Origin of the sequence: Methanobrevibacter sp. UBA417, from assembly GCF_002508845.1 — an archaeon.
Taxonomy (GTDB): Archaea; Methanobacteriota; Methanobacteria; order Methanobacteriales; family Methanobacteriaceae; genus Methanobrevibacter_A; species Methanobrevibacter_A acididurans.
The window spans coordinates 11998-24907 of the sequence record NZ_DAZC01000011.1; the positions used below are offsets into that span (position 1 = coordinate 11998).

Annotated in this window: 15 protein-coding genes; 3 read left to right on the forward strand and 12 right to left on the reverse strand. The window is 28.1% G+C overall.

The genetic code is table 11. From position 1 onward, the window contains the following. Positions 1-37 precede the first annotated feature (37 nt). Positions 38-685 (forward strand): ATPase, encoded by a 648-nt coding sequence (locus BP769_RS01430; protein WP_409198854.1) that lies wholly within the window; start codon positions 38-40, stop codon positions 683-685. 32 nt (positions 686-717) lie between these two features. On the opposite strand, the gene BP769_RS01435 is transcribed toward BP769_RS01430, so the two are convergent. The 3 genes from BP769_RS01435 to BP769_RS01445 form a co-directional block, all read right to left on the reverse strand. After that, positions 718-2247: a replication factor C large subunit gene (locus BP769_RS01435; RefSeq protein WP_409198853.1), complete on the reverse strand. Its 1530-nt coding sequence runs from the start codon at positions 2245-2247 to the stop codon at positions 718-720. A gap of 35 nt (positions 2248-2282) precedes the next feature. Further along, a complete protein-coding gene (locus BP769_RS01440; protein WP_409198852.1) occupies positions 2283-3230 on the reverse strand; it encodes a replication factor C small subunit in 948 nt (315 codons plus the stop codon). A 125-nt stretch (positions 3231-3355) separates the two neighbouring features. Continuing rightward, complete coding sequence (locus tag BP769_RS01445; protein ID WP_409198851.1) at positions 3356-5233, reverse strand: PAS domain-containing protein; 1878 nt, start codon at positions 5231-5233, stop codon at positions 3356-3358. A 221-nt stretch (positions 5234-5454) separates the two neighbouring features. On the opposite strand from BP769_RS01445, the gene BP769_RS01450 reads away from it, so the two are divergent. After that, positions 5455-6426: a zinc metalloprotease HtpX gene (locus BP769_RS01450; protein WP_409198850.1), complete on the forward strand. Its 972-nt coding sequence runs from the start codon at positions 5455-5457 to the stop codon at positions 6424-6426. Between the two features lie 82 nt (positions 6427-6508). Here BP769_RS01450 and BP769_RS01455 read toward each other — a convergent pair whose 3' ends face one another. After that, positions 6509-7141 (reverse strand): S24 family peptidase, encoded by a 633-nt coding sequence (locus BP769_RS01455; protein ID WP_409198849.1) that lies wholly within the window; start codon positions 7139-7141, stop codon positions 6509-6511. 28 nt (positions 7142-7169) lie between these two features. Continuing rightward, on the reverse strand, positions 7170-7862 hold the full coding sequence (gene aroD / locus BP769_RS01460) for a type I 3-dehydroquinate dehydratase (protein ID WP_413861863.1): 693 nt from the start codon (positions 7860-7862) through the stop codon (positions 7170-7172). Between the two features lie 217 nt (positions 7863-8079). On the opposite strand from aroD, the gene BP769_RS01465 reads away from it, so the two are divergent. Next, positions 8080-8625 carry a DUF6431 domain-containing protein gene (locus BP769_RS01465; protein ID WP_409198847.1) on the forward strand — a complete coding sequence of 182 codons (546 nt, stop codon included), beginning with the start codon at positions 8080-8082 and terminating at the stop codon, positions 8623-8625. Between the two features lie 415 nt (positions 8626-9040). On the opposite strand, the gene BP769_RS01470 is transcribed toward BP769_RS01465, so the two are convergent. The 7 genes from BP769_RS01470 to BP769_RS01500 all read right to left on the reverse strand — a co-directional run bounded on the left by BP769_RS01470 (position 9041) and on the right by BP769_RS01500 (position 12834). Further along, the gene (locus tag BP769_RS01470; protein WP_409198846.1) at positions 9041-9553 is read right to left on the reverse strand and encodes a ferritin; all 513 of its coding nucleotides are present in this window, start codon (positions 9551-9553) and stop codon (positions 9041-9043) included. 30 nt (positions 9554-9583) lie between these two features. Further along, positions 9584-9742, reverse strand: coding sequence for a rubredoxin (rd, locus tag BP769_RS01475; RefSeq protein WP_409198845.1), 159 nt, complete (start codon positions 9740-9742; stop codon positions 9584-9586). 36 nt (positions 9743-9778) lie between these two features. Continuing rightward, complete coding sequence (locus tag BP769_RS01480) at positions 9779-9940, reverse strand: rubredoxin (RefSeq protein ID WP_409198844.1); 162 nt, start codon at positions 9938-9940, stop codon at positions 9779-9781. A 64-nt stretch (positions 9941-10004) separates the two neighbouring features. Further along, complete coding sequence (gene rd, locus BP769_RS01485) at positions 10005-10163, reverse strand: rubredoxin (protein ID WP_409198843.1); 159 nt, start codon at positions 10161-10163, stop codon at positions 10005-10007. A gap of 29 nt (positions 10164-10192) precedes the next feature. Further along, the gene (locus BP769_RS01490; protein WP_409198842.1) at positions 10193-10351 is read right to left on the reverse strand and encodes a rubredoxin; all 159 of its coding nucleotides are present in this window, start codon (positions 10349-10351) and stop codon (positions 10193-10195) included. Between the two features lie 173 nt (positions 10352-10524). Next, complete coding sequence (locus tag BP769_RS01495; RefSeq protein WP_409198841.1) at positions 10525-11289, reverse strand: MIP/aquaporin family protein; 765 nt, start codon at positions 11287-11289, stop codon at positions 10525-10527. Positions 11290-11334: 45 nt separating this feature from the next. Next, on the reverse strand, positions 11335-12834 hold the full coding sequence (locus BP769_RS01500; RefSeq protein WP_409198840.1) for a DUF2193 domain-containing protein: 1500 nt from the start codon (positions 12832-12834) through the stop codon (positions 11335-11337). Between the last annotated feature and the right edge of the window lie 76 nt (positions 12835-12910).

Sequence of the window (12910 nt, forward strand, 5' to 3'; positions counted from 1 at the left end):
TCTAAAAATTATGACATCCACCAACAAAAAAGAAGTATTGAAACTTTTAAAAATTATAGGAGTAGATACTCGCTTTATCAGTTACACACCTGAAATTATCTACATAAATAATTTACGTTTCAGTAAATTCAGTAGAAAACGAGAGCAAACTTTCAATAAATATTATCCTGAAATAAAAATATTAAGAAGTAGTTTACTTCAAAAAATTTGTAATCATGCAAGTAAAATTTTATCCCACCAACTAAAACCAAAAGACACTGTTTTACTTCCAGAAATTAAAGATTCAACTGATGAATTAATAATAATTATACTGGAACCTTATAGTAGAAAATACGGAATAAATTTCGTTGAATACAAGGATAAAGATAATTTTAAAATAAATAAAAAAATTAGTAGTTTAACCTTAAATATTGAAGCATATAATATATTATCCGATATCTTCACAGGTGAAGGTATTAATTTCAAAAGACATAACAATAATGAAAATGTTCCAATTATTTATCCTTTTATTAATGTTTCTAATGAATGGATAAACAGCTTTTTAGATAACAATAATAAAACAGATTATCCTGCAAGAACTTATGGAAAATTAAGTTTAAGCTTTATGGATTTCATATCAGAAATCATACCTCAATATAAAGAAAATATTCTTAAATCTAAAAAATTTATTGAAAAAAATCATTAAAAAAAGGGAAAAAGATTTTAAAAAGGATAATTTTAAAAACTAAATAAACTAGTTTGTCCCTTATCTAACTTTTCAGATTCTTTTTCTTTTTTAGGTTTTTTAGACTTTTTAGGTTTAGATTCTTTCTCTTCTGGTTTAAAATTTTCTTTTTCAGGATTTTCATTACTAATTACATTAGAATCATCATCAGATTTAGAATCCTTAACTTTTTCTTCTGCATTTTCTTTTACTTTATTTAAAGTTTTTTTAGTAGATTCCCGATAAATTCCTGTTTTTATATTCTTATTAAGTTCTTCACGTTCTAAACGTTTAGCTTCATTAATTTCTTTTTCCATTTTCTTAATGACTTTTTTTGGAATTTTTCTTTTACGGAAGCGTTTAATCTCATCATCTTCTAATTCTAAAAAGCTACTGATTTCATAAGCCATTTCATCATTTTGGAAAATAATTTCAAATGAAGGAAACATAGTATATGCTACTTCTAATGAAACGTGCATTTTATTTTCCATTTTTTCAGCAATACGATCACGTAAAGCTCGTTTACCCCGTGTTTGACCCATTAAACGAAAAGCTTGAGCTCCTGTTAATCTTGTAAATTTACGATAAGTTTCTTTTTTACTTAAAGCAACACCTGGCCCCATAAAATCAGATGCATATCTCCAGTAAGTATAATCCCTTGTAGCTCTTGCTCTTCCAAAGTACAAATCAGCTTTAGCAATATTTTCATATGCATTTTTTATTTCAGATGGTTTTTCATATTCATGGGGAATATTTTCTGCAATATATTCCATTACAAGAGTAGGATCTTCATCAATCATCATATCTGGTTTAATATGATTAACTGTTCTACTTTTAAGAACTGTACGTACAGTGTCAAAAATATTATTAGTGTTATCTTTTTGTGAAATATTATCTAAATTTGATAATTCAAATTTTTCACCGTCTTCACTTGCAGCTTGTAAAGTATTGATTGCTGCACGCATATCTCCATTACTGTTTTTAGCTAAAACTTTTATAGCTTCAGGATCAAAATCTATTCCTTCTTTTCTGCAGATTTTTTTTAATGCAGCACCTACAGAGTTAGTGTGAACTTTAGTCATTTTAATTACAAGACATTTAGTTTTAATAGTGGTTAATCGTTTACTATAAAAATCATTAGCCATCATAATCATAGGTTGTTTAGATTCTTTAATAATTTTATTAATAGCACGTGATCCTCCACGATCATCATTACCATTAATACCATCTACTTCATCTAAGATAAGAAGTTTATATGATTCACCAAAAAGAGAATGTGTACTAGAGGATTCTCCAATAGTACTCATTAATATATCATAAGATCTTTTATCACTGGCATTTAATTCTATATGTTCAGAGAATTCTTTAGCTATTATATAAGCTAAAGATGTTTTACCTATACCTGCAGGTCCAACTAAAAGTAATGGTTTTTGAGGATTACCTTTTTTCCACTCATTAACCCAATGTTCTATTTGTTTTTTACTTTTACCATTACCTAATAATTCTTTAAAGGTTTGTGGTCGGTATTTATCTGTCCATAACATGTTATGTAAAGTCCTTTTAATATTTTAATTCATATTTATAAGAATTTAGCGAGTAACGCTTCTAATTGTATTCTAGGATTGGCCCCTTCACGTATACGGAAATCTGTATCAGCAATACCTTCAATTAAATCCATATACACTTTACCTTCCATTTTATCATCCATAACACGTCTACTAACTTCTTGATAGATTTGATTAATCATATCTTCACCACTAGTACCATGTAAAACCATTGTTTCACGTAAAATATTCCTAGCACCCATAAAATCACCAGTAAGGGCTTTTGTAACTAAATTATTAATATCTTCAGGTCTAGCTTTACTTACAACATCATATACTGCATTTTCAGAAATAACTTCCCCTTCAGAAGCTGCAGATTGTAACATATTAACAGATTTACGCATATCCCCTTCAGCAAAATAAACAATTGTTTTGATAGCTTCTTCATCAAATTCAAAACCCTCAGAGCTTGCAATATATTCCAATCGTTTATTAATATCTTCACCTTTAAGTGGTGCGAATCTGAAAATAGCACAACGAGATTGGATAGGGTCTATGATTTTACTTGAATAATTACAACTTAAAATGAAACTAGCAGTCTTAGTATACATTTCCATTTCACGACGAAGAGCATGTTGAGCATCTTTAGTCATATTATCAACTTCATCAAGGAAAATTATACGAAATGGAGCACCAACAGGTTTTAAACGGCAAAAGTTTTTAATATTATTTCGTACAGTATCAATTCCTCTAGCATCAGAAGCATTTAACTCTAAAAAATTTTGTTTCCAATAATCTCCAAGAACAGCTTTAGCTAAACTTAAAGCAGTAGTTGTTTTACCAACACCTGCAGGGCCAGTAAACATAAGATTAGGCATACTTTCTTCATTAACATACTTTTCAAGTCTGTTTATAATTTGTGTTTGACCTACAATATCATCTAAACTTTGAGGTCTATATTTTTCTACCCATGGACCAATCATTTTATTAATCACCAATTATTTAATTCTTTAAAAAAATCATTTTAAATAATATTTATTAAAATAAGTTATCTAATACATTTATAAGATTTTCATATATAATAAAATTTATCATGAAAAAAAGTTTATTAAAAAGTGATTAAAACTGAAAACCCAGTACTTTCACTTAAATATTCAACTTTACCATCTATTTGACTAACTAAATTATTTATAATATTTATTCCTAAATTACTATCTGAAACTGGTGAAAAATCAGTTGGCGCTCCATGACCATTATCTTTAACAATAAGAACAACATTTTCAGAACCCTTTTTAAGAACAACTGAAAATACACCTTCATTACCTTTATCAAAAGCGTGTTGAATAGTATTAATACATAACTCATTTAAAATTAAACCTAACGGAATAACAATATTTAAAGGTAAAGTTATATTATCTAATTCAAAAACTGGACGGATTTTAGTATTATAATAAGAAAACAATGTTAAAACTGTTTGTCTAATATAAACAGAAGCATCAATAACACGATTAGAATCCAAATCATCATAAACTTGTTCATGCGCAAAAGCCATAGATTTAACACGATTATAAGTCTTACGAACAGTAGCTGAAGGATTATCTGGATTAAAATGCATTTCTAAATCGAATATACTTTGAATAATTTGAAGATTATTCTTAACACGATCATGAACCTCATTAATAAGAACATCCTTCTCATCCAAAATAAGTTCTAAATCATCAGCATATTCATTTTTCTCAGATAAAGCATTACGTAATTTATCTTCATAAACTTTTTGTTGAGTAACATCTTGAATAAAACCAATAACAACTTTACAATTACCATCATCATCATAAAATGCTTTATTAAGTTGAGCGATATACTTAATTTTACCATTAAAAGTTTTAACACGAACAGTTAATGAAATTTGAGGATTATCAGGATTTAACTTAGAAATTGCATCATCAAAAATACTACGATCCTCATCAAGAATCAAATCTAAATAAGTATTAATATTTTCATAATCATGTTTTGAAGGATCCATATCAAGAATATTAAAAATTTCAGTAGTCCATTGAATATTCTTAAAATTATATGAAGAAATAGCAATTTTTGCCATACCTTGAATAGTATTAAGATTTTTATGTAATCTTAATGCTTCAATTTCTTTTTTCTTAGATTTAGTAATATCTGTAATACTAATTTGAGCTACATCCTGATTTTCATATTTAGTAGGAACTGCAAAAACATGAAGATAACCATATTTACCATTTTTCAATGGGTATTTAACATCAAAAGTAGTATTTTTAATTCTATGACTAATAACTTCATCTAATAATTCTAACATATTTCCATATTCTTCATCAGTTAAAGAAATGACTTCAACATTTTTTAAAATCCAAGATAAAGGGTTAACTTGCATAAAATCTTCAATAGAATAACCTAAAATTTCAAAAAACTTATTATTAGTATGCAAAACCTCCCCTTTATAATTCATGATTAAAAACCCATCTTTAGAATTATAAAATAGTTTTTCATGTTCTTGTTTAAGTTTAGCATAATCTGTAATATCTTTACTATAAATTATTAAATAGTCATCTTCACGAACATAATAAATGTTTAAAGCAAACAATAAATTATTATCTTTATAAATTAAAACTATTGTGTTAATCCTACGATTTTCATTCCAAGCTCGCATTAAACAATCAAAAGAATTAAATTCCTTAACATTTGAAAATAAGTCTTTATAGGATCTTCCTATAATATTATCAGTTTTATCACCAAATTTAACAACTGGCCGATTTAAATATACATAAACAAAGTCTTCAGCACCATCCAAGGGTTCTAAAACACCAATACTGAAATCAATATTATTAGCAATGGGAGAGTGTTCTAATTCTTTAACATCATGAATTTTATCTGAAAAATGGTGATATTCTTTCAAATCTCTAAGAGTTACATTCTTTTTAGTATTATTATCCAAGTCAATATGTGTTAGCGTATACATTTTGCATCATTATTTAAATTCTTAATTAAATTATAATTATTAACATTAATATACTTTTTTAAAGTTAAAGATAATAACATATTCCCCATTATCAAATGTATTCTAAATAGTTTTATTAATTGTTTATAAAATTGAAATTTAATTTATAAGAATATATTGAAAGTATTTATATACTTATAAAATTAACTAATTATCATAAAAAAATTTAAGGAGTAAATAAATTGAAAGGAACATGGAAATTAAGAATCAGATTAACTTTAGCCATGATAGCATTATTTGCAATGGTATATATCATATTATTCTTAGTTTTAGGAATACTTGGTATAAACTTAGGAGTGAGTGCTTATGCCCTCATAGGGTTACTATTAATATTTATACAATACTTAATGGGACCTAAACTTGTTGAAATGAGTATGGGTGTTAAACATGTTACTCGTGAAGAAGCACCAAACATTTACCAAATGGTTGAAGAATTAGCACTAGCTGCAGATGTACCAATGCCAAAAATAGGTATTAGTGAAACAAACATACCAAATGCTTTTGCATATGGCCGAACTAGACGTAGTGGACATATTTGTGTAACAAGAGGAATTCTTGGAGTAGTTAACCGTGACGAATTAAAAGCAGTGCTTGGACACGAAATGGGACATTTAAAACATAATGATATGGTAATAACCACTCTTGTAAGTGCTATCCCTATGATATGTTATTATGTTGCATTAAGCACAATGTTCCAAGGAGACAATGACAATGGAGCAGGTATAATACTTGGTTTAATAGCAATGGTATGTTATGCTTTAGGACAATTAATCGTTTTATTTATCAGCCGGACACGTGAATATTATGCAGACCAAGCAAGTGTAGAATTTGGAAACCAACCACAATACCTTGCAAGCGCATTATACAAACTAGTATATGGTGCAGCACAATGTAACCCCCAAGAAATTAAAGATGTAGAAGGAAGTAAAGCATTTTTCTTAAATGATGTAAGTAATACACAAAGAGATATTTCAGAATTCTCACAAGTAGATTTCAACCGTGACGGAATCCTTGGAGCAGATGAACTAGAAAAATTACAAACCGAAAATGTTAAAATCAGCACTGGTAGCAAAATCATGGAACTATTCAGCACCCACCCAGACATGTTAAAAAGAGTAAAAAGATTAAGTGACATCCAAACAGGAAAAGAATAAAACAAAAACTTTAATTTATGGAGAAAAATTAAAAATTCTCCACATATAATATTTTTTCTAATTTTAAATAAAAATATTAAATTCAACTAGTAGAATTTTCAGTTAAATCATATTTAACTACACCATAAATTCTATCAAGAGTAACCCATTTATGTAAACCTTCCTCAACATAAAATAATCCCCCATCATTAATTAACTCTTTAGATTTATTATCACTTTGTAAATAAACATTAGCCCCATTAACTTCACCTACTCTTTTAACAATCAAACCATACTCAGTATCATTACAAACAACCACATCTCCAGTTTTAATTTCTTGAGTACGATTAATTATAATAATATCCCCACTATGCAAAGTTGGAGTCATGCTAGTACCCTTGACAGCTGAAACCAAAGGAAGAGATCCATCATTTAAATCTGAATCAATATTCACAGTAACAACATCATACCCATAAGTTTTTGCAATATCAGATACCCCTTGCTTGTAAGATTCCGTGCTAGCATACATATCTACTACTTGATTTGCAGTGAAATTTATAATTTCATTATCCATATTGGCTCTATTAGAATCTAAAAAGTTTAATGAAGAATCAGTTATAGATACTTGCTGACCATTAATTATTACATTAATATTAATATTAGAATCAGCATAAACACTAGCAAAACTAATACTTAAAAGTAATAAAAATAATATCAAAAAATAAATCTTTTTCAAAAAAATCATCTCCAAGCAACTTTTTTGATTAATAAGAAGAATTTAAATCATCAATATCCATTATATCCAAATTTAATAATTGTTTCATTGTTTCAATATCAATTTGACCAGGAGCTGTAACATCACTACTTACTGCAAATGTTATAGGTGCATTAAATTTAGTACATATAACACGAGTATATGAACCAATATCCCCCATACTAATTGCTATGGTATCTTCACAATGACTTAAAATAGCTAGAACTGTTAAAGTATCCTCTAAATCATTTGGCATTAAAGCTACTTTAGCAATATTGCCTAAATTTTTTTCCTTAAAAACAATATTTAATAATTCATTTAAAGGTGGTGTTTTTTTAAAATCATGATAACTTATTATAGTTTTAACATTTGTTTCTGTTATTTGTTTAATTAAATTATCATTTGTTTGTAACTCAATATCTACAAATTCTGCAACATCAACTGTTTCAAGAAGAATATTTACACGTTGTTCTTCAGTACCTTTAAATAATCCACCTTCAGTTTTCACTCGATTTGTAGCTATTGTGGGAAAATTAATTTCTTCAATAATCTCACGTACAATTTGAGGTTTAGGATTATCCATACCATCTATTCTAAATTCTATTAAATCTGCTCCTTTTTGAATACAATATTGAGCTTCTTCAATTATTGATTTTTTATCTTTTTTAAAAATTGGTACAGCAATTTTTGTTTGAGAATACATACCTTACCTCATCTTTACCTAAATTTTATTATTAAATAAATATATTAAAATATGTATAAAAAAAGTTTCCTATTTAATTTTCGGACTCTGTCTAAAACTTAGTTAATTTTATTTTTTGTAATATAATAATTCATAATTTTTTTTAAAGTATATTATGTTGTTAATAATGAATTAAAAATAGTAAAGTTAATATATTAAGTGAAAGTAACACATTTATATGCCTAATAAAAAAATAAAACCTCCACATCCTATTAGAGAACCAATACAATTTAAACTTTACGATTTTTATGAAGAGTTTTCGGATTTTAGATCTGATGTGTCAAAAAAGTTGATTGGATGTCAAGACATGAGTCCTAATTTAATTCGTCTTGAAAAAAATGGTGAAATAATATTTAACAATAATATTGCTGTTTGTCCAGTGTGTGGGTCTAAACATAATATTAAAGGTGATAAAATAGAACGTGAATTGATTTTCATGGACTTAGGAACCCAAATTTGTAAAATTCAAAGATATAAATGCAGCAAATGCAATAACATATTTAATACTGATTTATCCTCTTTAGTTGAAGTTAATAAAAAAATTACTAAGCCTGTGATTGACTTTATCATTAAATCTTATAATATTAGTGGTGATAGTATTTGTAATGATAGTATCCGCAAAATCAGGTACATGTTAAAAGAAATCTATAACGTTGATATTTCTTATCAGAGTATTGAAAACATTTTAGTAGACTTTGAAAATGAATTAAAAGAGGATTTTTGACTTAAAAAGTAATATTATTGTATTCATTATGATTATTCTCTTTTAAGTTAAAAATGTGTTTATCAATTTTGAGTCTAATTACACTCACAATTAAAATCTTATTGTGACCGATTTAAAACATAGAAATCTTCAACCTTTCCAAAAATTAGTTTTTAAACATCAAATTTTTATGTGCCACACTAAACAAAAAATAAACAGAGACAAAAATGATTACTTAAAACAAACAACTTAACTTTTAATGATATTAAATATGTGAAAATTTTAAACAGAAAATTTTCAATATTATCAAATCTTTGGACCTAAAAACAACAAAAATAAAAAGAAAAAAGTTTCCTATTTAATTTTCATAGGATAAGTAAGTAATTAAAAAAATTTTAAAAAAAGTTGTGGAATAAATTTAATATAATAATTAAATTTATTCATTGGTTGCAGGTGGTGTGTAAACACGTGCAGCAAATTGTTGATCTAGTAAGTATAATCCATTGCCAGAATCCATTGCTAAATTAAGACTATTTAAATCATCATTAGCAGTTTCTTCTTCTTCAACTTGTTCATCTACAAACCATTGAAGGAATTGGTTTGTTGCAAAATCTTTTTGTTCTATAGCTAATGAAACTAAATCATTAATAAGTCCTGTTACTTTTTCTTCATGAGATACTACATTTTCAAGCACTGCAACAGGGTTTTCCCAATCTGTAGTTGGTTTTTCAATTGCTTCAATTTCTACTTTTCCACCTCTTCTTATGATGAAATCATAGAATTTCATTGCATGATCTAATTCTTCTTTAGCATTTACCATTTCAAGGTTTGCAAATCCAGGTAATCCTTTATCTTCAAGAAATGCAGACATAGCCATGTATAAATATGAGGAGTATAATTCTGCATTTACTTGTTTATTTAAAGCTTCTAATACTTTTTCATCTATCATTTTAATCATTTCCTCCAAAAATTATTTTTTTTATCTTTTTATGAACATCTTTTTACCAACACCACACATTGGACATGTCCAATCATCAGGTAAATCCTCAAAAGAAGTTCCTGGTGCTATACCATTATCAGGGTCACCGTCTTCTTCATTATAGACATATCCACATGTGCTGCAAATATATTTTGCCATAATCTTAAATCCTTTTAAATTATTTTAAATTTTATATTAATCTTCTTTTTCAAAGAATGATTTTTTTATTCCACATAAAGGACATTCCCATTCATCAGGTAAATCCTCAAAAGAAGTCCCAGGTTTTATATTAAAATGGGGATCTCCTTGTTCCGGCAAGTATTCATAATCGCATAGTTTACAGAAATATCTTGTCATTTCGTAATTTCATCTCAATAAACATTTTTTGGTATTAAAAATCATTTCACAATGAAATGTTTTTTTATTCTTCTACAAAAATTGATTTTTCAAGTCCACAAATTGGACATACCCAATCATCAGGTAAATCCTCAAAAGCTGTTCCTGGTGCTATACCATTATCTGGATCACCATTTTCTGGAACATATTCATATCCACATGCATCACAAATATATTTTACCATAGTTAAACATCTTCTATATTAAATTTTATTTAAATTTCCTTAAACATTCTCTTTGGAGCTCCACATGAAGGACATTTAAAACCTTCTGGTACATCTGCCCATAATGTTCCAGGTGCTATGTCTTTACGAGCTTCTCCTTTTTCTTCATCATATACATATCCACAGACTTTACATTTATATTGTGCCATATTTCTTATTCTCCTTTAAAATTAATTTTTATATAATATAATTAATAACAATTGAAATATTATTTTTCCACATATAAAAGTTTATTGTTTTATCCTTATAAAACATTTAATATTGAGTAAAACAAAAAAAATAAGCAAAAAAATAAAAAAATAAAAAAATAAATTATTTAGTTTTAATCATAAAGATTTGGTAAATCACAAACATCAGTACCTTCAGCGATTTTTTGATATATAAATCCAGCAAGAAGACCTCCAACTATAGGTCCAATTATGTAAATTGGGAAGTAATTCCAAAGATTTACACCACCAAGTAAAAAGTCAATGAGATATGGTCCGAAACCTCGTGCAGGATTAATACATCCTCCAGTAATTCCACCAAGAAGGAAAATAGCAGTTGCAATAGCCATACCTATAGCAAAACCTCCAACTGCAGGTTCTGCTTTTTTATCAACAGCCACACCCATAACAGTGAGAACTAAGAAGAAAGTACCTATAAATTCAACAAACATAGCTTGGAAGTAATTTATACCAGCAGCAGGTACAGTTGCACCTAAAGAACCAATAGTTATTGCTTGAGGTCCTAAGATAATATATAAACATATACTTGCAAGTACAGCACCTATACATTGAGCTATAATATACAATACTGAATCTTTACCTGAAATATTTTTACTTATCCATAAACCAAGTGTTACTGCAGGATTCATATGAGCCCCAGAAATCTTACCAAATATATAAATACTAACCATTCCAGCTAAACCAAATGCTAAACCAATAGCTAACCAATCGGCAAATCCTCCAAGAGTACCAATAGTTGCAGCAGGACTAACACTATGAGCAATAATAAGTGTCATTACTGCAGCACCTGTACCGAAGAAAACTAAGAAAAAAGTCCCTAAAGCTTCAGCAATCATCTTTTTTTCAATTCCACACTCCATAAAAAAATACCTCACTTAAAAAAAAATTAAAAATTTATATTAAATTTAAATACTTTCTCTCCATTGACAATAATCATGTCTAAAGTCAATTAAAGAAGCACTTGCACAATTCTTACATCCACGAACAGGACTTGCAGGATCTTCTTTATGTAAAGCAATTACATTAGTCATCATTGTAGCAGTTACAGGTTCACTTGTAAGTAAACATGGATAGTCTGCAAGTCTCATAAGACTACTGAATCTTACACTAATTGCACAGGAAGGATAAGTGTATCTTTGAGGATTCATAATAACTTCATTATCTTTAATACTAGATAAATCAACTATTTTTCCCCCAACAATAGGTTTAAGTTCTTCAGGTTCTGCACTTCTTGCTTTACGAGCTTTATCAAGATAACCATAACCCCGATAAATCATATCCATAAAGTCACAATTATGTAATTCAGAAGCTGCCCCCCGAGTAGGGAATTGTTGTACAAAATTATGATAACGTTTAGTTAATAAGTCAACAATCATTACAGCATTAAAACCATCTAATTCAAGCATATATTCTACAGCACATGCTGCAGAACCTGTAGCTAATGATAAAACTTCAAATTCAGATTTGAAATTATCAATATTACTGTTTAAAGAATCATCCATAACTTTTGTAGCTGCTTCAATAATTGCCATTACCACATCATCTTTACACATATTATATGTAGATTGACTAATATGATGAGCAATATCCCCTACACAATATGCAGGAACAGTTACAATATTACCATAATGAACATCATCATCCATTGCAGCTTTAACATACTTACGCATATCATCCTTATATCCATTCATATATTTACGTACATCAAAACTAGATTCACCTGCAGCAGCCATCAATTCACATTGAGCTTCAATAGGTGAAGAATATAACTTTTGGAATTGTTTAACTTCAGCTTCAGTTGCCTCAGCAGGTGTTGCCCCCGCTTCAATTTCTTGTGCAAATTTATCCCCTACACCATAAGAAGTATTCATACCCCAAGATTTACTTGCAAGAATGGCTTGTTTATGTGCTACTGGAATATCAGTTTTTTGTAGAATTTGATTTACAATATTACTAGTACTTCCCGGAATCAATGCAAAATCAACTACACAAGTTGGCCCATAAAATCCACCATATCTTCTTATAGATTCTTTTCCAACTATTGCTTCATGATCAGCAATAGACTGAACAAATTTATCCACACTTTCACTAAAGTCAGGATCTTCTTCTTTAACAATTTCTAAAACAGGAGGTGTTTGATAGTGTTCAACCATTGGATCATCTTCAGGGCGAACAGTATCAGTTAATTGATTCAACATCTTAAAATGAGTTTTAACACTATTTGTATGTAAATCAAAAACAGATTGTGCTTGCTCTCCAATTGGTTTCATATTAGATGCTGCATCCATATAGGGCTTTGCATCTTGAATTTTAAAATTTCCACCACGTTTTTCTTTGATTACAGAAACATCAGCCTTTTGAGCAGCCAATGCTTCATCAATCATTTTTTGGTATAATTCTTTCATCTTATATCACTTTTTTTATTAAATTTAACAATAAATTCAACTAAATATTTTAATTATATGCCTAAAATATTATTTA